This is a genomic window from Escherichia whittamii (assembly GCF_014836715.1).
In the GTDB taxonomy this organism is placed as follows: Bacteria; Pseudomonadota; Gammaproteobacteria; order Enterobacterales; family Enterobacteriaceae; genus Escherichia; species Escherichia whittamii.
The window spans coordinates 1-25196 of sequence record NZ_JACSQI010000006.1 but is presented as its reverse complement, the minus strand read 5'-3'; the positions used below and the strand labels follow the sequence as shown (position 1 = coordinate 25196).

The following is a 25196-nucleotide window of genomic DNA, read 5'->3' as shown; positions in this document are numbered from 1 at the left end:
AATGGCATACCTGGTGGCAGTAACCGCCTGCGTGAGCGGCGTGGCGCATACTTATATGGCGGCAGAGCGGCTGGAAAAGTTATGCCAGCTAGAGAAGTGGGGCGTCAGCATCGAAACTCAGGGCGCGCTGGGAACGGAGAATCGTTTAGCGGACGAGGATATTCGTCGGGCGGATGTCGCGTTGTTGATTACGGATATTGAGCTTTCCGGTGCCGAGCGATTTGAGCACTGTCGCTATGTGCAATGTGGTATCTACGCTTTTCTGCGTGAGCCGCAGCGGGTAATGAGCGCGGTACGCAAAGTGCTTTCTGCACCGCAGCAAACTCATATTATTCTGGAGTAGTCGGTTTTTCCGTTAACTGGCTGTGGTACTGCCGACGATACTCCGACGGAGAGCGTTCGGTGTTTTTACGAAACAGACGGCAGAAGTAGTTGCTGTCGACAAAGCCACAGGCGTGCGCCACTTCTTTTACCTTCAGGTCATATCCTTTTAGCAACGTCTTAGCATGTTCCAGCCGCGTGTGATTCAGGTATTCGTTAAAGCCAATGGCCCCCGTTTTTTGAAACAGGTGAGAGAGGTAATTGGGCGAAATGTAGAACGCCTGCGCGACAGATTCGCGGGTGAGCGCGGAGGCATAGCGTTCATCGATATAATCACGAATCGCTTCAAATAGTGCCTGGCTGCGTGAAGCAGTCTGGATTTGGCTGCCGAGCAAATCACGGCAGTGGCTAAGTAGACTGGTGACGATAAGCCTGGCCGTTTGCTGTTCCTGCGGCTGCATTTGCATTTCATTGAGCGTTTGTAGCAGGAAAGAACCAATGCGTGGACCGCGTCGGGCGACGTGCTGCTTTGCCAGGTTTTGATATTGCTTGCCATCCCATTGCACGACGCTGAAACCGAGTTGCTGTTTACCAAATAACACGCTAAAGGTGGTGGCGGGTGTTTGCCATTGTGGGAAGTTCCAGCCGCCAGCGGGAACGTACAGTACATCGCCGGGAACTAACGTTGCACCAGCGCCAGTATCAAAAAATTCACCTTCCAGCACAATTTCCAGCCGTGGAAAATCGACCTGATATGCGAGATCGGGGACCAGACCATTGCTGCTGGCAAAGTAAATCTGGTGCAGCGACAGCGGGCCGTTTATCAGGTGGGAAAGCAGATAGTTGACGTCGTGATACATGTTATTCCCTTAGGTATGTAGACGGGAAAACAGTAACTGGCATTATGAAAAAAGGCCACCTGAAAAGTGTGGCCTGATGGGAGTTCGATGTAAACATTGCGGCAGTTGTATTGCCGGATGCGGCGTAAACGCCTTATCCGGCGTATCGCCGCGATTTGTAGGCCGGATAAGACACGTCAAGCGTCGCATCCGGCAAATAGCACCAGGTAGATAATTACTGATTACCCACCTGATCGCCATACGGCAGAGTGTCGTAATCGATCAGCGCATTTTTCTTATACGGGTTACCAATCCAGCGGGTGGTTTCTTTGAACTGCGGGTTCACCACCGAACGGGTTGGATCGTAACCGTCGTAAGATAAGCCCGCCAAATCTGACCAGGTGTGGATCAGTTCCGCCAGGCTGTATTTACGATCAACATCCTGCGAGAAATCACGCGGATGAGTCGCCTGCCATTTGTCTGAAGTCCACAGCAGGAATGGAATGGTGTACATATGGCGCGTTGGGTTGTCTTCGTTACGTCCCTGAGTTTTGTGTGGAGGCGTGTCGTAAACCTCTTCACCGTGGTCAGAGAAGTAAACCAGAAAACCGTTCGGGTCTGCAGCCTTAAAGTCTTTAATCAGGCTGGCAACCACGTGATCGTTATACAGGTTAGCGTTGTCGTAATCGTTATACGACTCCAGCTCTTCTGCGCTTAATCCCGGCGGCACATGATCGGTATTGCCATCAAACTTGCCCTGATTTTCCGGGTAACGGTATTTGTATTTGATGTGCGTACCCAGCAGATGAACGATGATCAGTTTCTTCGGTGCCGGGTCTTTCAGCACTTCCTGGAATGGCTTCAGCACGTTAGTGTCGTATTCACGCGCACTTTGCGTACGTTGCTGGTTCATGTAGTACTGCTTGTCGGTCTGGCGCGAAAATACCGTCAGCATGGTGTTGCGGGCAGTCATCGTCTGCTGGTTGGTTATCCAGAAGGTTTTATAACCTGCCTGTTTCATCATGTTCATCAGCGACGGCTGTGTCAGATACAGGTCCGGGTTCTTTTCGTTGGCAAAGGTCAGCGCCTGTTGCAGGATTTCAATGGTGTACGGACGCGATGTGACCACGTTATTAAACACGGTCAGATTCGGATCGGTTTTATGCAGCGCATCCAGTTCCGGCGTGGTTTCACGCGGATAGCCATATAAGCTCATGCGTCCACGCTGGGTCGATTCGCCAATCACCAGCACTAAGGTGCGCGGTTCGTTACCCGATTTGTCTTTGAAATTAGCCAGCGGCGGTAATGCGTTATTTTCATTCAGTAGCTTCGTCAGTGAGTTAAGTTGCTGACGATACTGATAATAACCGGTCAAAAATTGCCACGGCGCAGCAGGTTCCATGCGTGATGCCAGATTATCCAACGTTTTCTCAAACGGCTTGTGTTTGATAAACGTGTTCATGGCGATAGGGTGCAGAATCAAACCATAAAGCAGGGCAAAAGAGACGATATAACGCCACGGCTTTGGAATATAGACCGGGCGCAGGCGCGTCCACAGCAGCACGGCCACCGCCGTATAGGCCAGGGCAATAAGCACAATCTTCAGGCTGAAATATTGGCTTAAGTACTCGCTGGCTTCGTTGGTGTTGGTTTCAAACATCACAAACAGAACGCTTTGCGAGAACTCCTGACCGTAGATGACGTAGTAACACAACGCTGCCAGAGAGGCTGCCCACAGAATTACGCCGATCACCGCTGCGATAATTTTAATCCGCTTCGGAAAGAGGAATACCGGGATCAACCACAGCGAACTGAACAGCAGAGAGTCGCGCATGCCGTTGGTGCCGCTGTAGCCGCTGATGTAGATAATGGCCTGTAACAGGGTAGAGAAAAACCAAAAGTAGAGCAGTGCCCAACCCAGGGCTTTCCAGCTAAAAATGGGTTTAGTCTGGACTTCAGTGGAATGCATAGTAAGAACCCGTTTTGGATAATAGCGCCGAATGTAAGGACAAAACCTTAAGGATATCTGAAGGGATATCCAGAATCTGGGTGAAATGCAGACAGAAATATATTGAAAACGAAGGTGTTAGAACAGAAGTATTTCAGAAAACCCTCGCGCTATTGCACGAGGGTTGATAGAGGAGGGAGGTTAGCCAGTATTACGCATGCCTGCCGCAATTCCGGCAATAGTGACCATCAACGCTTGTTCGACGCGGGGATCCGGCTCCTGTCCTTCTTTTTCTGCCTGGCGCGAACGATGCAGTAACTCTGCCTGCAGTACGTTCAGCGGGTCAGTGTATATATTCCGTAGCTGAATAGACTCGGCAATCCACGGCAGATCGGCCATCAGATGGGAATCGTTGGCAATTGCCAGCACCACTTTGATGTCTTCTTCTTGCAGATTGCGTAACTCTTTACCTAACGGCCACAGGGCTTTGTCGACCAGGCGTTGGTCATAGTATTCCGCCAGCCACAGGTCTGCTTTGGCGAAGACCATTTCCAGCATTCCCAGACGCGTTGAGAAGAACGGCCAGTCGCGGCACATAGCTTCCAGTTCGCTCTGTTTGCCATCTTCCACCACTTTTTGCAGCGCCGTACCCGCGCCCAGCCAGGCTGGGAGCATCAGACGGTTTTGTGTCCAGGCAAAAATCCACGGAATAGCGCGCAGGGACTCGACGCCGCCGGTTGGGCGACGTTTCGCCGGGCGTGAACCTAACGGCAGTTTACCCAATTCCTGTTCTGGCGTAGCGGAGCGGAAGTAAGGGACAAAGTCTTTGTTTTCACGCACGTAGCCACGGTAGAGATCGCAAGAAATGACCGACAGTTCATCCATAATGCGACGCCAGCTCTCTTTCGGCTCTGGCGGTGGTAGCAGGTTAGCTTCCAGGATCGCCCCGGTATACAGCGACAGGCTGCTGACCGTGATTTCCGGCAGACCGTATTTGAAGCGGATCATCTCGCCCTGCTCGGTTACACGCAGGCCGCCTTTCAGGCTTCCCGGCGGTTGCGACAGCAGCGCCGCATGGGCCGGTGCGCCACCGCGACCAATGGAACCGCCGCGACCGTGGAACAACGTCAGTTCAATACCCGCTTTTTCGCAGGTTTTGATTAACGCGTCCTGTGCCTGATATTGCGCCCAGGAGGCAGCCATCACGCCCGCATCTTTCGCTGAGTCAGAATAACCAATCATCACCATCTGTTTGCCCTGAATCAGACCGCGATACCAGTCGATATTCAGCAGTTGGGTCATGACATCGTTGGCGTTGTTCAGGTCATCGAGAGTTTCAAACAGCGGTGCGACCGGCATCGCAAATCCAATACCCGCTTCTTTCAGCAGCAGGTGGACGGCCAGTACGTCGGACGGCGTTTTCGCCATCGAGATCACGTAGGCGGCAATAGAGCCTTGCGGCGCTTCAGCAATCACCTGACAGGTATCAAGCACTTCGCGCGTTTCGGGGCTTGGTTGCCAGTTGCGCGGCAGAAGCGGGCGTTTGGAGTTCAGTTCGCGGATCAGGAATGCCTGCTTGTCGGCCTCTGACCAGCTTTCGTAGTCGCCAATGCCGAGATAGCGAGTTAGCTCGCCTAGCGCTTCGGTATGACGAGTGCTCTCCTGGCGAATATCAATACGCACCAGCGGTACACCGAAACATTTCACGCGGCGCAGGGTGTCGAGCAGATCGCCGTTAGCAATAATGCCCATGCCACACGCCTGAAGTGACTGGTAACAAGCGTAGAGCGGTTCCCACAGTTCTTCGTTCTGCGTCAGCAGACCTTCCGGCTTCGGCAGTTCTTCGCCTTTCAGACGCGCTTCCAGCCAGGCCTGTGTCGCCATCAGGCGAGAACGCAGGTTTTTCATCAGATAGCGATATGGTTCTGCGGCACCTTCTTCGCCAACCAGAGCCAGCAGTTCTGGGGTGGCTTCAACCATCGACAGTTCAGATACCAGAATCTGAATATCTTTCAGGAACAGGTCGGTGGCTTTCCAGCGACTGAGCAGCAGGACATGGCGGGTGATGTCGGCGGTGACGTTCGGGTTGCCGTCGCGGTCGCCGCCCATCCACGAAGTAAAACGGACCGGAACAAATTCGACTGGCAGCTTATAGCCGAGGTTCTCTTCCAGTTGTTCGTTCAGTTCGCGCAGGTAATTCGGTACGCCTTGCCACAGGCTGTTTTCCACCACGGCAAAGCCCCATTTTGCTTCATCAACCGGAGTTGGGCGCAGCTTACGGATTTCATCAGTATGCCAGGACTGAGCTATCAACTGGCGCAGGCGGCGCATCAGCTGGTGGTGTTCGTAGTCGGCGATATCTTTGTTATCGAGCTGTTTTAAGCAGGCGTTCACTTCCACCATTCTGTGGATCAGTGTCCGACGGGTAATTTCGGTAGGGTGCGCAGTGAGAACCAGCTCCAGCGACAATGATTCCACCGCTTTTTTGATGGTGTCTTCGCTCAGTTCCGGCTGGTTTTTCAGTTTACGCAGGGTGCGGGCGATCACTTCCGGATTGCTGGCAGCCTCGCCTTTCGGCGAAATGCTGTGGTATTGCTCGGCAGTGTTGGCCAGATTCAGGAACTGACTAAACGCACGCGCAACGGGCAGCAGCTCGTCGTTCGACAAATTTTGTAAGGTGGTGAGTAACTCCTGGCGGTTAGCGTCATTGCCAGCGCGTGAAGATTTGGACAACTTACGGATAGTTTCTACGCGTTCAAGAATGTGTTCTCCCAACGCATCCTTGATGGTTTCTCCCAGCACTTTGCCGAGCATACTGACATTACTACGCAATGCGGAATATTGTTCGTTCATATAACCCCAGACACCCTATCTTATTGTTTGAAGCCCGGTATCCTTCACGTCGCATTGGCGCGAATATGCTCGGGCTTTGCTTTTCGTCGTCTTTTATAAAGCCACGTAAAAGCGGTGACGTCAAATGCTGCGAAATCGCTTCAGCAAACGAATAAATAGCAGGAATTTACGCCATTAAATTCACGACGGATAAAATAAGCGTAACTTATGGAAATGTTAAAAAATCGCCATACATAACACCAAAGGTGTAGGTCGGATAAGATGCGTAAGCATCGCATCCGACATTATTGTGGCACTGGAGTTTGGCAACAGTGCCGGATGCGGCGTAAACGCCTTATCCGGCCTACGGTTGGGTATCGTTTGAGTCACTGTAGGTCGGATAAGATGCGTAAGCATCGCATCCGACATTATTGTGGCGCTGGCGTTTGACAACGGTGCCGGATGTGGCGTAAACGCCTTATCCGGCCTACGGTTGGGCATCGTTTGAGTCACTGTAGGTCGGATAAGATGCGTAAGCATCGCATCCGACATTATTGTGGCACCGGAGTTTGGCGACAGTGCCGGATGCGGCGTAAACGCCTTATCCGGCCTACGGTTGGACATCGTTTGAGTCACTGTAGGTCGGATAAGATGCGCAAGCATCGCATCCGACATTATTGTGGCACCGGAGTTTGGCAACAGTGCCGGATGCGGCGTAAACGCCTTATCCGGCCTACGGTTGGGCATCGTTTGAGTCACTGTAGGTCGGATAAGATGCGCAAGCATCGCATCCGACATTATTGCGGCACTGGAGTTTGGCAACAGTACCGGATGCGGCGCGAGCGCCTTATCCAGCCTACGTTTTAATGCCAGCAGAAATGGTGAATTACCTGGGTGATCAGCTCACGGGTGGGCTTAATAAAACGCGTCTCCAGATATTCATCTGGTTGATGGGCCTGATTAATTGAGCCGGGACCCAACACCAGCGTCGGGCATAACGTCTGAATAAACGGCGCCTCGGTACAGTAGTTCACCACTTCGGTCTGCGCGCCGAGTAATTTCTCAACCACTTCAACCAGTTGGTGGTTCGGCGGGCATTCATAGCCTGGGATCGGTGGGTGCAGCTCTTCGACCGTCAGACGACCCGGCCAGCGTTCGCTCACCGGCGCCAGCGCGTCGTTGAGCAAGCCGTTAAGTTCACTGAGCGTCATGCCAGGCAGCGGGCGAATATCCATATGCAATTCACAACAAGCGCAAATACGGTTAGAGGCGTCACCGCCGTGAATATGCCCGAGGTTGAGTGTGGGATACGGCACTGTAAACGCTTCATAGTGATAGCGTTCTTTCAGGTTATCGCGCAATTGCAAAATATGGCCGATGGCATCGTGCATTAGTTCGATAGCGTTAACACCGCGCGACGGATCGCTGGAGTGGCCCGACTGACCCATAATGCGAATGGCATTAGAGATGTGGCCTTTATGTGCGCGTACCGGTTGCAGCGATGTTGGTTCGCCAATGATGGCGCAATCCGGGCGCAGGGCGGTGGTTTCGGCAAAATAACGCGCTCCTGCCATACTGGTTTCTTCATCGGCAGTCGCCAGAATGTAGAGCGGTTTTGCAAGCTTCGTGACGTCGACATCGCGTAGCGCATCGAGGATAAACGCAAAGAAGCCTTTCATGTCGGCGGTGCCCAAGCCGTAAAGCTTGCCGTCATGTTCCGTCAGCGTAAACGGATCGCGCGTCCAACGCCCATCATCAAACGGTACAGTATCGGTATGACCGGCCAGCAGTAGGCCGCCAGCCCCCTGTCCGCAACTTGCCAGCATATTAAATTTGTTGCGAGTTCCTGGCACGGGCTGCACTTCCACATTGAAGCCCAAATCTTTAAACCAGCCCGCCAGCAGAGTGATTAAATCTGCATTACTTTGATCGAGTGCCTCTTCCGTAGCGCTTATTGAAGGTGTGGCAATCAGAGCGCGGTAAATCTCGATAAATGGCGGTAATTTGTTTTTCATTGTTGACACACCTCTGGTCATGATAGTATCAATATTCATGCAGTAATTGTGAATAAAAATACACTAACGTTGAGCGTAATAAAACCCACCAGCCGTAAGGTGAATGTTTTACGTTTAACCAGGCAACCAGACATAAGAAGGTGAATAGCCCCGATGTTGAATACGCTGATTGTGGGTGCCAGCGGTTACGCTGGCGCAGAGCTAGTGACCTATGTAAATCGCCATCCGCATATGAACATAACCGCTTTGACTGTCTCAGCGCAAAGCAATGATGCGGGAAAGTTAATCTCCGATTTGCATCCGCAGCTCAAAGGCATCGTTGATCTGCCGTTGCAGCCGATGTCGGATATCAGCGAGTTTAGCCCAGGAGTGGACGTGGTGTTTCTCGCCACCGCCCATGAAGTTAGCCACGATTTAGCGCCACAATTTCTTGAAGCGGGCTGTGTGGTGTTCGACCTTTCCGGCGCGTTTCGCGTTAACGACGCTGCCTTCTATGAAAAATATTACGGCTTTACCCATCAATACCCGGAACTGCTTGAGCAGGCGGCTTATGGGCTGGCGGAGTGGTGCGGCAATAAATTAAAAGAAGCGAACTTGATTGCGGTGCCGGGCTGTTATCCGACGGCGGCACAACTGGCGCTGAAACCGTTAATTGACGCCGATCTTCTTGATCTCAGTCAGTGGCCGGTCATCAACGCCACCAGTGGTGTGAGCGGTGCAGGACGTAAAGCGGCAATTTCAAACAGCTTTTGCGAAGTTAGCCTGCAACCATACGGTGTCTTTACCCATCGCCATCAGCCGGAGATCGCCACGCATCTTGGTGCTGACGTGATTTTTACCCCGCATCTGGGCAATTTCCCGCGCGGCATTCTGGAAACCATTACTTGCCGCCTGAAGCCTGGCGTGAACCAAGCGCAAGTGGCGCAGGCATTACAGCAGGCGTATGCGCATCAACCGCTGGTGCGACTGTATGACAAAGGCGTTCCTGCGCTGAAAAATGTCGTCGGGCTGCCGTTCTGCGATATCGGGTTTGCCGTGCAGGGCGAGCACCTGATTATCGTGGCGACCGAAGATAACTTATTGAAAGGTGCGGCGGCGCAAGCAATACAGTGCGCCAATATTCGTTTCGGCTATGCCCAAACGCAGTCTCTTATTTAAGGGTGCAATGATGAATCCATTAATTATCAAACTGGGCGGCGTATTGCTGGATAGCGAAGAGGCGCTGGAGCGTCTGTTTAGCGCACTGGTGAAATATCGCGAGTCACATCAGCGCCCGCTGGTGATTGTCCACGGCGGCGGCTGCGTGGTGGATGAGCTGATGAAAGGGCTGAATCTGCCGGTGAAAAAGAAAAATGGCCTGCGTGTGACGCCTGCCGATCAGATAGACATTATCACCGGGGCGCTGGCGGGAACGGCAAATAAAACCTTACTGGCGTGGGCGAAGAGACATCAGATTGCTGCCGTAGGCTTGTTTCTTGGTGATGGCGACAGCGTCAAAGTGACCCAGCTTGATGAAGAGTTAGGCCATGTTGGACTGGCGCAGCCAGGTTCGCCTAAGCTTATCAATACGTTGCTGGAAAACGGTTACCTGCCGGTGGTTAGTTCCATTGGCGTAACGGACGAAGGGCAACTGATGAACGTCAATGCTGACCAGGCGGCGACGGCGCTGGCGGCAACGCTGGGCGCGGATCTGATTTTGCTCTCTGACGTCAGCGGCATTCTCGACGGTAAAGGGCAACGTATTGCCGAAATGACCGCCGCGAAAGCAGAGCAACTGATTGAGCAGGGCATTATTACCGACGGCATGATAGTGAAAGTGAACGCGGCGCTGGATGCTGCGCGCACGCTGGGCCGCCCGGTGGATATTGCCTCCTGGCGTCATGCGGAACAGCTTCCGGCACTGTTTAACGGTATGCCGATGGGTACGCGGATTTTAGCTTAAGTTTTGTTGGCCGGAGGCATCGCTATCCGGCATTGAATTCAAAATAAGGAAACAGAGTTATGGCACTTTGGGGCGGGCGTTTTACCCAGGCAGCAGATCAACGGTTCAAACAATTCAACGACTCACTGCGCTTTGATTATCGTCTGGCGGAGCAGGATATTGTCGGCTCTGTGGCCTGGTCCAAAGCCCTGGTAACGGTAGGCGTATTAACCGCAGAAGAGCAGGCGCAACTGGAAGAGGCGCTGAACGTGCTGCTGGAAGATGTTCGCGCCAGGCCACAGCAAATCCTCGAAAGCGACGCCGAAGATATCCATAGCTGGGTGGAAGGCAAACTGATCGACAAAGTGGGCCAGTTAGGCAAAAAACTGCATACCGGGCGTAGCCGTAATGATCAGGTAGCGACCGATCTGAAACTGTGGTGCAAAGATACCGTTAGCGAGTTGCTGACGGCTAACCGTCAGCTGCAATCGGCGCTGGTGGAAACGGCGGCAAACAATCAGGATGCGGTAATGCCGGGCTATACCCACCTGCAACGCGCCCAGCCGGTGACGTTCGCTCACTGGTGCCTGGCCTACGTTGAGATGCTGGCGCGTGATGAAAGCCGTTTGCAGGACGCGCTTAAGCGCCTGGATGTCAGTCCGTTAGGCTGTGGCGCGCTGGCGGGAACGGCCTATGAAATTGACCGTGAACAGTTAGCAGGCTGGCTGGGTTTTGCTTCGGCAACGCGTAATAGCCTCGACAGTGTTTCTGACCGCGACCACGTGCTGGAACTGCTTTCTGCCGCCGCTATCGGTATGGTGCATTTGTCGCGTTTTGCCGAAGATCTGATTTTCTTTAACACCGGTGAAGCAGGTTTTGTGGAGCTTTCTGATCGTGTGACTTCCGGTTCATCATTAATGCCCCAGAAGAAAAATCCGGATGCGCTGGAGCTGATTCGTGGTAAATGCGGCCGTGTTCAGGGCGCGTTAACCGGCATGATGATGACCCTTAAAGGTCTACCGCTGGCCTACAACAAAGATATGCAGGAAGACAAAGAGGGCTTATTCGACGCGCTCGATACCTGGCTGGACTGCCTGCATATGGCGGCGCTGGTGCTGGACGGGATTCAGGTGAAACGCCCGCGTTGTCAGGAAGCGGCGCAGCAGGGCTACGCAAACGCCACCGAACTGGCTGATTATCTGGTGGCTAAAGGCGTGCCGTTCCGCGAGGCGCACCATATTGTTGGCGAAGCGGTGGTGGAAGCCATTCGTCAGGGCAAACCACTGGAAGAACTGCCGCTGGCTGAGTTGCAGAAATTCAGCAAGGTGATTGGCGAAGATGTCTATCCGATTCTGTCGCTGCAATCGTGCCTCGACAAGCGTGCGGCAAAAGGCGGCGTCTCACCGCAGCAGGTGGCGCAGGCGATTGCTTTTGCAAAGGCGCGGTTAGGGTAACTTGTTTATATCGCTCCCCTGAAAACGGGGAGTTTGCCTGATGCGCTTTGCTTATCATGCCTACGTAGTGTTGCACTTTGTAGGCCTGATAAGACGTGATAGCGTCGCATCAGGCAGAGATTTGCCAGCATTCTGTTGACCTTAAATTTAACGCCCAGCCAGAACTATTATTTGTCACATTCCTTTTTATTCCTGTGCCTTCTTTTACGTTCGTTCCTCGCATAAAAATATTTTTAAATACATCAAACGATACATATTTTAATTAATGAAATATGATTAATTTCTGCTGCTGTGTTCATTCTGAAGGTTAATGGAATTTGTTATGTGATTATTTAACGTGTTGTTTTAACGATAATGATCAATTATCCTGGTGGTTTTTGAGGATATTTTTGTTCCTCGGAGGAAATTTTTGTTTTTAATGTGATCACGGTTGAATAATCACTCTTTCTCTCTTGTATGGTAGTAGGCGTAAAATTAAGTTTGAAGCGTCTATTTACAACACAGGAGATTGCAATAATGAAAATTATTGCTGCGGACGTTTTTGTTACTTGCCCCGGGCGTAATTTCGTTACGCTTAAAATAACCACTGAAAGCGGACTTTGTGGATTGGGAGATGCCACGCTAAATGGTCGCGAATTGTCGGTCGCGTCATATCTTAAAGATCATCTTTGTCCACAATTAATTGGCCGTGATGCCAGTCGAATCGAAGATATCTGGCAATTCTTTTATAAAGGCGCTTACTGGCGACGTGGCCCCGTCACGATGTCGGCTATTTCTGCTATCGATATGGCGCTGTGGGATATCAAAGCTAAAGCAGCCAATATGCCGCTGTATCAACTGCTTGGTGGTGCTTCTCGTGAGGGGGTGATGGTTTATTGCCATACCACCGGGCGCACGATTGATGAAGTCCTTGAGGACTATGCAAAGCACCAGCAGATGGGCTTTAAGGCGATTCGTGTGCAGTGCGGTGTGCCTGGGATGCAAACCACCTATGGCCTGGCGAAAGGCAAAGGACTGGCGTACGAACCGGCAACTAAAGGCCAGTGGCCGGAAGAGCAGTTGTGGTCGACGGAGAAGTATCTCGATTTCACGCCGAAGTTATTTGAGGCAGTGCGCAATAAGTTCGGGTTTAACGAACATCTGTTGCATGACATGCATCATCGCCTTACCCCCATTGAAGCGGCGCGCTTTGGGAAAAGCATTGAGGATTACCGCCTGTTCTGGATGGAAGACCCGACGCCTGCCGAGAATCAGGAATGTTTCCGTTTAATTCGCCAGCATACCGTGACGCCGATTGCGGTCGGTGAAGTGTTTAACAGTATCTGGGACTGCAAGCAGTTAATCGAAGAGCAGCTAATTGACTACATTCGCACGACGATTACCCATGCAGGCGGCATTACCGGAATGCGGCGGATAGCCGATTTCGCATCACTTTATCAGGTACGCACCGGTTCGCACGGCCCTTCTGATTTATCGCCCATTTGCCATGCGGCGGCGCTGCATTTTGACCTCTGGGTACCAAACTTTGGCGTTCAGGAGTACATGGGCTATTCCGAACAAATGCTTGAAGTCTTCCCGCATAGCTGGCGCTTCGATGAGGGTTATATGCATCCTGGTGATGAACCGGGTCTGGGTATCTCTTTCGATGAGAAGCTGGCGGCGAAATATCCGTATGACCCGGCGTATCTCCCTGTCGCACGACTGGAAGACGGCACATTGTGGAATTGGTAGTGATTTAAGCGAAGCCGTATATCTGTCGCTTAATTTATTGATTGAGTAATCAAATCTATTAAATCTGCTCAAGGAGCTTAAAAATGGACGTTGATTTGCCAGGTAGTGTTGCGGGTAACAAACCGCAACGGATTCGCCGTATTCAGACGGTGACGCTGGTTTTATTATTTATGGCGGGGATCGTTAATTTCCTCGATCGCTCATCATTGAGCGTGGCAGGAGAAGCGATTCGTGGCGAGTTAGGATTATCCGCCACCGAGTTTGGCGTTTTACTTTCTGCATTTTCTCTGTCTTATGGTTTTTCACAACTTCCTTCCGGTATTTTGCTAGACCGCTTTGGCCCACGAATAGTTTTAGGCGCAGGCTTGATATTCTGGTCATTAATGCAGGCATTAACAGGAATGGTTAATTCTTTTAGCCACTTTATTTTAATGCGTATTGGTCTGGGTATTGGCGAAGCGCCATTTATGCCTGCGGGGGTGAAATCTATCACCGACTGGTATGCCCAAAAAGAACGCGGCACGGCGTTGGGGATTTTTAACTCATCTACCGTTATCGGTCAGGCTATTGCGCCTCCTGCTCTGGTGCTGATGCAACTGGCGTGGGGCTGGCGGGCGATGTTTGTCATCATCGGCGTGGCGGGGATTCTGGTTGGGATCTGTTGGTACACGTGGTACCGCAACCGGGCGCAGTTTGTCCTGACCGAGGAAGAACGGACGTATCTCTCCGCGCCGGTTAAACCGCGACCACAACTGCAATTTAGTGAATGGCTGGCGCTGTTTAAGCATCGGACAACCTGGGGGATGATTTTAGGTTTCTCTGGCGTCAACTATACAGGCTGGCTCTACATCGCGTGGTTACCCGGTTATTTGCAGGCCGAGCAAGGTTTTAGCCTGGCGAAAACGGGTTGGGTGGCGGCGATTCCTTTCCTCGCGGCGGCAGTCGGAATGTGGGTCAACGGTATTGTTGTCGATCGACTGGCTAAAAAAGGCTACGACCTGGCGAAGACGCGTAAAACGGCTATTGTCTGCGGTTTGATGATGTCGGCATTAGGCACGTTGCTGGTAGTGCAATCTTCCTCACCAACGCAAGCGGTGGCGTTTATCTCAATGGCGCTGTTCTGTGTGCATTTCGCGGGAACATCTGCATGGGGACTGGTTCAGGTGATGGTGTCTGAAACAAAAGTGGCTTCCATCGCCGGTATTCAAAACTTTGGCAGTTTTGTCTTTGCTTCCTTTGCCCCGATCGTAACCGGTTGGGTAGTGGATACTACGCACTCGTTTAATCTGGCGCTGGTTATCGCCGCTTGTGTGACCTTCACTGGTGCGCTGTGTTACTTCTTTATTGTCAAAGATCGCATTGAGTAACCGTTACTATCAGGCTCTCTTGCTGTGGGCCTGTAAAATAAAAAAAAGCGGATCCTGGAGATCCGCAAAAGTTCACGTTGGCTTTAGTTATTCGAGTTGAGAAACTCTCGAAACGGGCAGTGACTTCAAGGGTTAAAAGAGGTGCCGCTCCGTTTCTGTGAGCAATTATCAGTCACAATGCTTGATAGGGATAATCGTTCGTTGCTATGCTACCTATCGCCATGAACTATCGTGGCGATGGAGGATGGATAATGAATATTCGTGATCTTGAGTACCTGGTGGCACTGGCCGAGCACCGCCATTTTCGCCGTGCGGCAGATTCCTGCCACGTCAGCCAGCCAACCTTGAGTGGGCAAATTCGTAAGCTGGAAGATGAGCTGGGCGTGATGTTGCTGGAGCGGACCAGCCGTAAAGTGTTATTCACCCAGGCGGGAATGCTACTGGTGGATCAGGCGCGTACCGTGCTGCGCGAGGTGAAAGTCCTTAAAGAGATGGCAAGCCAGCAGGGGGAGACGATGTCCGGTCCGCTGCATATTGGTTTGATTCCTACGGTTGGACCTTACCTGTTGCCGCATATTATCCCGATGCTGCACCAGACCTTTCCGAAGCTGGAAATGTATCTGCATGAAGCGCAGACCCACCAGTTACTGGCGCAGCTGGATAGTGGCAAACTCGACTGCGTGATCCTCGCGCTGGTGAAAGAGAGCGAAGCATTCATTGAAGTGCCGTTGTTTGATGAGCCAATGCTGTTGGCAATCTATGAAGATCACCCGTGGGCTAACCGCGAATGTGTGCCGATGGCCGATCTGGCAGGAGAAAAACTGCTGATGCTGGAAGATGGTCACTGTCTGCGCGATCAGGCAATGGGCTTCTGCTTTGAAGCTGGAGCGGATGAAGATACACACTTCCGCGCGACCAGTCTGGAGACGCTGCGCAACATGGTGGCCGCAGGTAGCGGGATCACTTTACTGCCTGCGCTGGCTGTACCGCCAGAACGCAAACGCGATGGTGTGGTTTATCTGCCGTGCATTAAGCCGGAACCACGCCGTACCATTGGTCTGGTTTATCGCCCAGGCTCACCATTGCGCAGCCGCTATGAGCAGCTGGCAGAGGCCATCCGCGAAAAAATGGATGGCCATTTCGATAAAGCGTTAAAACAGGCGGTTTAAGCCGTTTAATGCCGCTACCCGATAGGCTTCCGCCATGGTCGGGTAGTTAAAGGTGGTGTTGACGAAGTACTCAATAGTGTTGCCGCCACCTTTTTGTTCCATAATCGCCTGACCGATATGAATAATTTCGGCAGCGCGCTCGCCAAAGCAATGAATCCCCAGAATCTCTTTCGTTTCCCGATGGAACAAAATTTTCAGCGTACCCACGTTCATGCCGACGATTTGTGCGCGAGCCAGATGTTTAAACTGGGCGCGGCCTACTTCATACGGAACCTTCATCGCGGTCAGTTGCTGTTCCGTTTTACCGACCGAGCTGATTTCCGGAATGGTGTAGATGCCGGTAGGGATATCTTCAATCAGATGCGCGGTGGCTTCGCCTTTCACCAGCGCCTGCGCGGCAATGCGCCCCTGGTCGTAGGCCGCCGACGCCAGACTTGGATAACCAATCACGTCGCCCACCGCGTAAACGTGCGGCTGCGCGGTTTGATACATGCTGTTGACCTTAAGCTGTCCGCGACTGTCAGTTTCCAGCCCAATGTTCTGTAACGCCAGCGAATCGGTATTACCGGTGCGTCCGTTGGCATAGAGCAGGCAGTCTGCTTTCAGCTTTTTGCCTGACTTCAAGTGCATGATCACGCCGTCATCGCAACCTTCGATCTTCTCGTACTCTTCGTTGTGACGAATCACCACACCACTGTTCCAGAAGTGATAGGAGAGAGAATCTGACATCTCCTGATCCAGAAATGCCAGCAGACGATCACGGGTATTGATCAGATCCACTTTCACATCCATGCCACGGAAGATCGACGCATATTCACAACCGATCACCCCTGCGCCGTAGATAAGCACATGGCGCGGTTCGTGATGCATGCTAAGAATCGAATCGCTATCGTAAATGCGCGGATGGGTAAAATCGACGTCTGCTGGATGATAAGGGCGTGAGCCGCAGGCAATGACAAATTTTTCTGCGGTTAACGTTTCAACCGTGCCGTCCGGACAGTCCAGCGCCAGCGTGTGCTCGTCAACGAAGCGGGCATTCCCCTGCAATATTTCGCAGTGATTACGTTCGTAAAATCCCTGACGCATGCGCGTTTGTTGATTTATCACGTTATCGGCATGGTTGAGGATATCGGCAAAAGAAGAGCGGAGCAGTCGCGAATGGTCGCTGTAAAGTGGGTTTTGATTAAATTCTATAATGCGGCTAACAGCGTGGCGGAGGGCTTTTGACGGGATGGTGCCCCAATGGGTGCAACCGCCGCCAACATTTTGATAACGCTCGATAACTGCGACGCGCGCACCTTGCTTAACAAGACCCATTGCAGCGCCTTCGCCGCCGGGGCCGGAACCTATTACTATGGCATCGTAATCGTAGGAATGTGGCATGGTAGGGCTTACCTGTTCTTATACATAAAAGCAACAGAATGGTAACATTTTATCGCGGGTAAGCCAATTGATCCCCGTCATTTATCTGGCTATATCGTGAGCGGCCTTTGCTTTGTCTGCCCCCTTCTTAATCCACTAATTCGCTATTAATTGCTTTTTCTTATGGCTGATAGTTTTATCTTGCCGAAGCGTGCTTTTTTGTTATTGTCTATGTTAAATATTCTTATAAAACAAATATATAAATATTTCATATTGATTCGTTATTTATATTTGCACCATCAATAAAACCCGTTAATTAACTTGTTTATAAGTGAATAAAGGAATAGCCGATGATCGAACACTACATTCGTGGGTTTGAGGAAGAGTTGCGCGAGATCCGCCACCAAATCCACGAAAACCCGGAGCTGGGATTACAAGAATTTAAAACCAGTGCTCTGGTTGCGGAAAAGCTGCGCCAGTGGGGCTATGAGGTAGAGCAAGGGCTGGCAACGACGGGGATAGTGGCCACGTTAATAGTGGGGGACGGAGAGAAAAGTATTGGTCTGCGTGCTGATATGGATGCGTTGCCAATTTATGAAAATAGCGGCAAGCCCTGGGCCAGTAAACATCCCGGTTTAATGCACGCATGCGGGCATGACGGTCATACCACGATATTACTTGGCGCTGCGCGTTATCTTGCCGAAACTCGTCGTTTTAACGGCACGTTACGTCTTATCTTCCAGCCCGCAGAAGAGATGATTAACGGCGGCGAGATCATGGTTAAAGAGGGGCTTTTTGACCGTTTCCCCTGCGATGCGATTTTCGGTATGCATAACATGCCGGGCTTACCGGTTGGCAAGTTTTTCTTCCAGCCTGGGGCGCTAATGGCGTCAATGGATCAGTTCCACATCACAGTTCATGGTTGTGGTGGGCATGGCGCAATTCCTCACAAAGCCATCGATCCGGTGCTGATCACGGCACATATCACCACCGCATTACAAAGCATTGTGTCGCGCAATGTCGATCCGCTGGAAGCAGCAGTGATAACCGTTGGCAGCATTGTTGCGGGTGAGGCCGCTAACGTCATTCCTGATAGTGCTGAGATGAAAATCAGCGTCCGCTCTCTTAGCCGCGAAACCCGGCAACTTCTTCTGACCCGTATTCCTGCTCTGGCGCAAGCCCAGGCTGTCAGCTTTGGCGCTACGGCTGATGTGACGCATGTTAACGGCACACCGGTATTAGTGAATGACGAGGAGATGGCGCGCTTCGCCTGGCAGGTGGCGTGTAAAACGTTTGGCGAAGCTCGGGCTGAGTTTGGCATTAAACCTCTGATGGGCAGTGAAGATTTCTCTTTCATGTTGGAAGCCCAGCCAAAAGGCGCTTTTTTGCTGTTCGGTAATGGCGATGTCGGGGAAGGGGCATGCATGGTGCATAACCCGGGCTACGACTTCAACGATGCAAGTCTGGTCCCGGCAAGTAGCTACTGGGGCGCACTGGTAGAAGCCTGGCTGCAATAAATAAAACAACACACAACAACACTTTCTGGCAAGGAACATGGAATGACGGCGATCGTAAATGGAACCGTGATTGTGAAGAAAAAGCCCAGCGGTAAGCGGGTGATTTTTGCCTCGGCGTTTGGCAATGCGCTCGAATTTTTTGATTTTGGCGTTTACAACTTTTTTGTGGTCTATATCAGTACGCTTTTCTTCCCACCCAGTGCTGATCACAATGTCGCGCTGTTACTGGCATTTGCAACGTTTGGCGTGAGTTTTTTTATGCGCCCGCTTGGTGGAATTATCGTCGGGGCCTGGGCCGATCGCTTCGGACGTAAGCCTGCGATGGTGTTCACCATTGCCCTGATGAGCCTCGGCACGTTGATGATTGGCATTGCGCCAACATATGCGACGGCGGGCTATTGGGGAACGGCGACGCTGGTGCTGGCGCGTCTGATTCAGGGCGTTGCGGCAGGTGGTGAAGTCGGCGCCTCAATGTCTTTGCTGGTTGAGTCAGCTCCGGCAAATCGTCGCGGCTTTTACAGTAGCTGGTCGCTGGCGACTCAGGGGCTGGCAACGACATTTGGTGGCGTTGTTGCTTTAGGTCTGAGCGCATGGCTACCGTTCGCCACAGGTTCAGAAACCGTAATGGCAGAATGGGGCTGGCGTGTGCCATTTTTTATTGGTGTGCTTTTAGCGCCCATCGGTTGCTGGCTGCGTCTGAGCCTGGAAAATGATGTGCCTGAACCAGTACACAATAAAAAAGCCGCTGCCAGCGAAAGCGCGTTCTCTCTGCTCCTGCAACATAAAGCGACTATCGTTAACGGCGTTTTACTCGCTATTGGTAGTACGGTAGCAACCTATATTTCCCTCTTTTACTACGGCACCTGGGCGGCAAAGTATCTGGCAATGCCTCAACACTATTCTCATGCAGCGATGTTACTGGCGGGGGTGATTACGTTTGCGGGCGCGCTGTTGGTGGGGATGCTATGTGATTCGGTCGGACGTAAAAAGCTGATTTTTATCTCGCGTGTGATGGTGCTTCTCTGTAGCTGGCCTTCGTTCTGGTTGTTGGTGAATTACCCAAGCCCAGGCATGTTGCTGACGGTCGTTTTCGTGATGGTCAGCTTTACCACGCTTGGTGGAGTACCGGTAATGTTGCTGATTTCCGAACTGTTGCCGAAACGGATCCGGGCATTAGGCTTCGCGCTGGTTTATAGCATTGGCGTAGCAATTTTCGGCGGTTTTGCGCAATATTTCGCTACGCAATCCATCGTGTTACTGGATAGCCTGACTGCTCCGGCGTGGTATCTGGGCGGGGGGACATTGCTGTCGATGCTGGCGTTGTTGTTCGTAAAAGAACCGGCCAAAGAATTGCAGTGAATACGTTTTATTGTCTTGCCATTCATTCACAGCACTGAAGCAATCCAGAATGTTCATTCTCTGGTATAGTGCCAGCAGTACTTTTGGCAAGGATTCAGACATCGTGATGGGCGTAAGAGCGCAGCAAAAAGAAAAAACCCGACGTTCGCTGGTAGAAGCCGCATTTAGCCAATTAAGTGCTGAACGCAGCTTCGCCAGCCTGAGTTTGCGTGAAGTGGCGCGTGAAGCGGGCATCGCTCCCACCTCTTTTTATCGGCATTTCCGCGACGTAGACGAACTTGGCCTGACCATGGTTGACGAGAGTGGTTTGATGCTGCGTCAGCTTATGCGCCAGGCGCGTCAGCGTATCGCTAAAGGCGGGAGTGTGATCCGCACCTCGGTATCCACATTTATGGAGTTCATCGGTAATAATCCTAACGCCTTCCGGTTATTATTGCGGGAACGCTCCGGCACCTCCGCCGCATTTCGTGCCGCCGTTGCGCGTGAAATTCAGCACTTCATTGCGGAACTTGCGGACTATCTTGAACTCGAAAACCATATGCCTCGCGCGTTTACTGAAGCGCAAGCCGAAGCAATGGTGACGATTGTCTTCAGTGCGGGTGCCGAGGCTTTGGATGTCGGCGTCGAACAACGTCGGCAATTAGAAGAGCGACTGGTACTGCAACTACGAATGATTTCGAAAGGGGCTTATTACTGGTATCGCCGTGAACAAGAGAAAACCGCAATTATTCCGGGAAATGTGAAGGACGAGTAATGAAACAAGCAAATCAAGATAGAGGTACGCTGCTGCTGGCGTTGGTTGCTGGCTTATCGATTAATGGTACTTTTGCAGCGCTGTTTAGCTCCATTGTGCCATTTTCTGTATTCCCGATTATTTCCCTGGTGCTGACGGTTTACTGCCTGCATCAACGTTATCTTAATCGTACTATGCCGGTCGGATTGCCGGGTCTGGCAGCTGCCTGTTTTATTCTCGGCGTTCTGCTGTATAGCACGGTGGTTCGTGCAGAATATCCGGATATCGGTTCTAACTTCTTCCCGGCTGTGCTGTCCGTCATCATGGTGTTCTGGATTGGCGCGAAGATGCGTAACCGTAAGCAGGAAGTTGCAGAGTAACAAGTATCATGCCGGATAGCGATGCTATCCGGCATGGATTTTACTTCGCCGTCAGTAATACGCCGCACTCCATATGGTGCGTGTAGGGGAACTGATCAAACAGAGCCAGACGTTCAACCTTGTGCGTCTGGCTTAATGTTTCCAGATTCTTACACAGCGTTTCCGGGTTGCAGGAAATGTACAAAATACGCGGATACGCCTGCACCATTTTCTCGGTTTCACTGTCCAGACCGCTGCGCGGCGGGTCGACAAAAATGGTTTCACACTGATAACTCTTTAAGTCGATTCCCTGTAAACGGTTAAACTCACGCACGCCATTCATCGCCTGGGTAAATTCTTCCGCTGCCATACGAATAATTTGTACGTTATCAATATGGTTGGCGGCAATGTTGTATTGCGCAGCAGCAACAGACGGCTTGGCTATTTCGGTGGCTAATACCCGATCAAAATTGCGCGCCAGCGCTAATGAAAAATTACCGTTTCCGCAGTACAGCTCCAGCAAATCACCTTTTGAGCCTTTGGTCACGTCCAGCGCCCATTCCAGCATCTGAATATTCATCGCCGCGTTCGGCTGGGTGAAGCTGTTTTCTACCTGGCGGTAGATCATCTCTTTTCCTGCGACCGGTAGACGTTCGTCGATGTAATCCTGATCCAGCTCGATTTTGGTTTTCGTTGCCCGACCAATCAGATGCACATTCAGATTCTGCGCGCGTAGTGCATCGCGCAGGGCTTCCGCCTGCTGACGCCACTCGTCATCCAGCTTTTTATGATACAGCAGGGAAATCACCGCTTGATTACTCAGCGTGGTGAGGTAATCAATCTGAAACAGCTTGTGGCGTAGAACAGGATTATTGCGCACACCCGCAATCATCGCCGTCATCAACTGGTTGATAAGTTCACTGGCGGCGGGAAAGCTATCTACGCGGATGCGGCTTTTGGTTTGCTGATCGAAAATGATGTGGTACAGGTCATCGCCATCGTGCCAGATGCGGAACTCCGCACGCATCCGGTAATGGCTGACCGGCGAGCGAAACACTTCCGGAACCAGGTCAGAAAACGGTGCCATCATACTTTGCAAACGTACCACTTTTTCGGCTAACTGCGCTTCATACTGTTCTGTTGGAAGGTGTTCGGGGGTCATGATGTATCCTGAAAAATTAAAGTACGCGGCGATTGTAGGGATTGCTCATCAGATGTCCAGATCTTGATGAATTCCTATTTGTGAGCTATGTCTGGACAGTAACTTGTTACAACCTGTAGCATCCACTTGCCGGTCCTGTGAGTTAATAGGGAATCCAGTGCGAATCTGGAGCTGACGCGCAGCGGTAAGGAAAGGTGCGATGATTGCGTAATGCAGACACTGCCATCCGGTGGGAAGTCATCATCTCTTTGTATCCTCAGATACCCCTCCAAGCCCGAAGACCTGCCGGCCAACGTCGCATCTGGTTCTCATCATCGCGTAATATTGATGAAACCTGCGGCATCCTTCTTATATTGTGGATGCTTTACAATGATTAAAAAAGCTTCGCTGCTGACGGCGTGTTCTGTCACAGCCTTTTCTGCTTGGGCACAGGATACCAGCCCGGATACTCTCGTTGTTACTGTTAACCGTTTTGAACAGCCGCGCAACACTGTGCTTGCGCCAACTACCGTTGTGACGCGTCAGGATATTGACCGCTGGCAGTCGACCTCGGTCAATGATGTGCTGCGCCGTCTCCCTGGCGTGGATATCACTCAAAACGGCGGTTCAGGTCAGCTTTCTTCTATTTTTATTCGTGGCACAAATGCCAGTCATGTGTTGGTATTAATTGATGGCGTGCGCCTGAATCTGGCAGGGGTAAGTGGTTCTGCCGATCTTAGTCAATTCCCTATTGCGCTTGTCCAGCGTGTCGAATATATCCGCGGGCCGCGATCCGCCGTTTATGGTTCCGATGCAATCGGCGGGGTGGTGAATATCATTACGACGCGCGATGAACCCGGAACGGAAATTTCAGCGGGATGGGGAAGTCATAGTTATCAGAATTACGATATCTCTACGCAGCAACAGCTGGGGGATAAAACTCGGGTAACCCTGTTGGGCGATTACGCTTATACCCATGGTTATGATGTTGTCGCTTACGGTAATACAGGAATGCAAGCGCAGCCTGATAACGATGGTTTCTTAAGTAAAACGCTTTATGGTGCTCTGGAACATAATTTTACCGATACCTGGAGCGGCTTTGTACGTGGCTATGGCTATGATAATAGGACCAATTATGACGCGTATTATTCTCCCGGCTCACCGTTGCTCGATACCCGTAAACTCTATAGCCAAAGCTGGGACGCTGGGCTGCGCTATAACGGCGAACTGATTAAATCACAGCTCATTACCAGCTATAGCCATAGCAAAGATTACAACTACGATCCGCATTATGGTCGTTATGATTCGTCCGCGACGCTCGATGAGATGAAGCAGTACACCGTCCAGTGGGCAAACAACGTCACCGTTGGCCACGGTAATATTGGTGCGGGTGTTGACTGGCAGAAACAGACTACGACGCCAGGTACCGGGTATGTTGAGGATGGATATGATCAACGTAATACCGGTATCTATCTGACCGGATTGCAACAAGTCGGCGATTTTACCTTTGAAGGTGCAGCACGCAGCGACGATAACTCACAGTTTGGCCGTCATGGAACCTGGCAAACCAGCGTCGGATGGGAGTTCATCGAAGGCTATCGTTTCATCGCTTCTTATGGCACGTCCTACAAGGCACCTAATCTTGGGCAATTGTACGGCTTCTACGGTAATCCGGATCTGGACCCTGAGAAAAGCAAACAGTGGGAAGGCGCGTTTGAAGGCTTAACCGCTGGAGTGAACTGGCGTATTTCTGGATATCGTAACGATGTTAGTGACTTAATCGATTATGACGACCACATCCTGAAATATTACAACGAAGGGAAAGCGCGGATTAAAGGTGTCGAGGCGACCGCCAATTTTGATACCGGACCACTGACGCATACTGTGAGTTACGATTATGTCGATGCTCGTAACGCAATTACTGACGCACCGTTGTTACGCCGCGCTAAACAGCAGGTGAAATACCAGCTCGACTGGCAGCTGTATGACTTCGACTGGGGTATTACTTATCAGTATTTAGGCACTCGCTATGATAAGGATTACTCCTCCTGGCCGTATCAAACTGTGAAAATGGGCGGTGTGAGTTTATGGGATCTTGCGGTTGCATATCCGGTCACCTCTCATCTGACAGTTCGTGGTAAAATAGCCAACCTGTTCGACAAAGATTACGAGACAGTCTATGGCTATCAAACTGCAGGACGGGAATACACCTTGTCTGGCAGCTACACCTTCTGAACCACGTCCCACCGTGCTGGTGTTTGACTCCGGCGTCGGTGGGCTGTCGGTCTATGACGAGATCCGGCGCCTCTTACCGGATCTCCATTACATTTATGCTTTCGATAATGTCGCTTTCCCTTATGGCGAAAAAAACGAAGACTTTATTGTTGAGCGAGTGGTGGAAATTGTTACTGCGGTGCAAGAGCGTTATCCCCTTGCGCTGGCTGTTGTGGCTTGCAACACCGCCAGTACCGTCTCACTTCCTGCATTACGCGAGAAGTTTGCGTTCCCGGTTGTCGGTGTCGTACCGGCAATTAAGCCAGCGGCACGTCTGACTGCGAATGGCATTGTCGGATTGCTGGCAACTCGTGGCACGGTAAAACGTTCTTATACCCACGAGCTAATCGCGCGTTTCGCTAATGAATGTCAGATAGAAATGCTGGGCTCGGCAGAGATGGTTGAGCTGGCTGAAGCGAAGCTGCATGGCGAAGAAATCTCTCTGGATGCGCTAAAACGTATCCTGCGCCCGTGGCTAAGAATGAAAGAGCCACCAGATACTGTTGTTCTGGGTTGTACCCACTTCCCTCTATTACAAGAAGAACTGTTAAAGGTGCTGCCAGAGGGAACCCGACTGGTGGATTCAGGCGCTGCGATTGCCCGCCGAACGGCCTGGCTGCTGGAACATGAAGCTCCTGAGGCAAAATCTGCCGATGCGAACATTGCCTTTTGCATGGCAATGACGCCAGAAGCTGAACAGTTATTACCCGTTTTACAGCGTTACGGTTTCAAAACGCTCGAAAAACTGGCAGTTTCAAGCTGATTTGGTTGAATGTTGCGCATTCGGAAAATTATTTTAAATTTCCTCTTGTCAGCTCAGAATAACTCCCTATAATGCGCCACCACTGACACGG

At 51.5% G+C, this 25196-nt stretch carries 19 protein-coding genes and 1 riboswitch; of the genes, 13 read left to right on the top strand and 6 right to left on the bottom strand.

The window, feature by feature from the left end:
- The first annotated feature begins 1 nt into the window (after nucleotide 1).
- On the top strand, nucleotides 2-343 hold the full coding sequence (locus H9644_RS11080; RefSeq protein WP_064530317.1) for a PTS fructose-like transporter subunit IIB: 342 nt from the start codon (nucleotides 2-4) through the stop codon (nucleotides 341-343).
- Here H9644_RS11080 and H9644_RS11075 read toward each other — a convergent pair.
- The 4 genes from H9644_RS11075 to argE all read right to left on the bottom strand — a co-directional run bounded on the left by H9644_RS11075 (nucleotide 330) and on the right by argE (nucleotide 7955).
- Entirely contained in the window at nucleotides 330-1181 is an 852-nt protein-coding gene (locus tag H9644_RS11075) for an AraC family transcriptional regulator (RefSeq protein WP_191774585.1), read from the bottom strand. The genes H9644_RS11080 and H9644_RS11075 overlap by 14 nt on opposite strands.
- Before the next feature lie 214 nt (nucleotides 1182-1395).
- Entirely contained in the window at nucleotides 1396-3129 is a 1734-nt protein-coding gene (locus H9644_RS11070; protein ID WP_191774583.1) for a phosphoethanolamine transferase CptA, read from the bottom strand.
- A 180-nt stretch (nucleotides 3130-3309) separates the two neighbouring features.
- Nucleotides 3310-5961: a phosphoenolpyruvate carboxylase gene (ppc, locus tag H9644_RS11065; RefSeq protein WP_191774581.1), complete on the bottom strand. Its 2652-nt coding sequence runs from the start codon at nucleotides 5959-5961 to the stop codon at nucleotides 3310-3312.
- A gap of 842 nt (nucleotides 5962-6803) precedes the next feature.
- Nucleotides 6804-7955: an acetylornithine deacetylase gene (argE, locus tag H9644_RS11060; protein ID WP_191774578.1), complete on the bottom strand. Its 1152-nt coding sequence runs from the start codon at nucleotides 7953-7955 to the stop codon at nucleotides 6804-6806.
- A gap of 153 nt (nucleotides 7956-8108) precedes the next feature.
- On the opposite strand from argE, the gene argC reads away from it, so the two are divergent.
- From argC to oxyR, 6 genes are all read left to right on the top strand, one after another.
- Nucleotides 8109-9113, top strand: coding sequence for an N-acetyl-gamma-glutamyl-phosphate reductase (gene argC, locus H9644_RS11055; protein WP_191774576.1), 1005 nt, complete (start codon nucleotides 8109-8111; stop codon nucleotides 9111-9113).
- A 7-nt stretch (nucleotides 9114-9120) separates the two neighbouring features.
- Nucleotides 9121-9897, top strand: coding sequence for an acetylglutamate kinase (gene argB / locus H9644_RS11050; RefSeq protein ID WP_077883548.1), 777 nt, complete (start codon nucleotides 9121-9123; stop codon nucleotides 9895-9897).
- 59 nt (nucleotides 9898-9956) lie between these two features.
- Nucleotides 9957-11330 carry an argininosuccinate lyase gene (argH, locus tag H9644_RS11045; protein ID WP_191774574.1) on the top strand — a complete coding sequence of 458 codons (1374 nt, stop codon included), beginning with the start codon at nucleotides 9957-9959 and terminating at the stop codon, nucleotides 11328-11330.
- Between the two features lie 516 nt (nucleotides 11331-11846).
- Nucleotides 11847-13061, top strand: a complete 1215-nt coding sequence (manD, locus tag H9644_RS11040) for a D-mannonate dehydratase ManD (RefSeq protein WP_064530325.1) — start codon at nucleotides 11847-11849, stop codon at nucleotides 13059-13061.
- A gap of 83 nt (nucleotides 13062-13144) precedes the next feature.
- Nucleotides 13145-14428, top strand: a complete 1284-nt coding sequence (locus H9644_RS11035) for an MFS transporter (RefSeq protein ID WP_191774571.1) — start codon at nucleotides 13145-13147, stop codon at nucleotides 14426-14428.
- A gap of 251 nt (nucleotides 14429-14679) precedes the next feature.
- Nucleotides 14680-15597, top strand: coding sequence for a DNA-binding transcriptional regulator OxyR (oxyR, locus tag H9644_RS11030; RefSeq protein WP_064530327.1), 918 nt, complete (start codon nucleotides 14680-14682; stop codon nucleotides 15595-15597).
- Here oxyR and sthA read toward each other — a convergent pair.
- Entirely contained in the window at nucleotides 15580-16980 is a 1401-nt protein-coding gene (sthA, locus tag H9644_RS11025; RefSeq protein ID WP_001120822.1) for a Si-specific NAD(P)(+) transhydrogenase, read from the bottom strand. The genes oxyR and sthA overlap by 18 nt on opposite strands.
- Nucleotides 16981-17309: 329 nt before the next feature.
- Between sthA and H9644_RS11020 the strand changes: the two genes are divergently transcribed.
- The 4 genes from H9644_RS11020 (at nucleotide 17310) to H9644_RS11005 (ending at nucleotide 20948) form a co-directional block, all read left to right on the top strand.
- Entirely contained in the window at nucleotides 17310-18476 is a 1167-nt protein-coding gene (locus H9644_RS11020) for a M20 aminoacylase family protein (RefSeq protein WP_191774569.1), read from the top strand.
- 42 nt (nucleotides 18477-18518) lie between these two features.
- Nucleotides 18519-19835 carry a citrate-proton symporter gene (locus H9644_RS11015; RefSeq protein ID WP_064530329.1) on the top strand — a complete coding sequence of 439 codons (1317 nt, stop codon included), beginning with the start codon at nucleotides 18519-18521 and terminating at the stop codon, nucleotides 19833-19835.
- A gap of 103 nt (nucleotides 19836-19938) precedes the next feature.
- On the top strand, nucleotides 19939-20589 hold the full coding sequence (gene fabR / locus H9644_RS11010) for an HTH-type transcriptional repressor FabR (RefSeq protein WP_001309117.1): 651 nt from the start codon (nucleotides 19939-19941) through the stop codon (nucleotides 20587-20589).
- A complete protein-coding gene (locus H9644_RS11005; protein WP_000806411.1) occupies nucleotides 20589-20948 on the top strand; it encodes a YijD family membrane protein in 360 nt (119 codons plus the stop codon). The genes fabR and H9644_RS11005 overlap by 1 nt, the downstream gene beginning before the upstream one ends.
- A 40-nt stretch (nucleotides 20949-20988) precedes the next feature.
- On the opposite strand, the gene trmA is transcribed toward H9644_RS11005, so the two are convergent.
- Nucleotides 20989-22089, bottom strand: a complete 1101-nt coding sequence (gene trmA, locus H9644_RS11000) for a tRNA (uridine(54)-C5)-methyltransferase TrmA (protein WP_064530330.1) — start codon at nucleotides 22087-22089, stop codon at nucleotides 20989-20991.
- A 113-nt stretch (nucleotides 22090-22202) separates the two neighbouring features.
- Nucleotides 22203-22393, top strand: a riboswitch (cobalamin riboswitch).
- Nucleotides 22394-22458: 65 nt separating this feature from the next.
- On the opposite strand from trmA, the gene btuB reads away from it, so the two are divergent.
- Together btuB and murI are read left to right on the top strand one after the other, a co-directional pair.
- Complete coding sequence (btuB, locus tag H9644_RS10995; protein ID WP_191774567.1) at nucleotides 22459-24303, top strand: TonB-dependent vitamin B12 receptor BtuB; 1845 nt, start codon at nucleotides 22459-22461, stop codon at nucleotides 24301-24303.
- A complete protein-coding gene (gene murI / locus H9644_RS10990; RefSeq protein WP_074399655.1) occupies nucleotides 24248-25105 on the top strand; it encodes a glutamate racemase in 858 nt (285 codons plus the stop codon). The genes btuB and murI overlap by 56 nt, the downstream gene beginning before the upstream one ends.
- The last annotated feature ends 91 nt before the right edge of the window (nucleotides 25106-25196 follow it).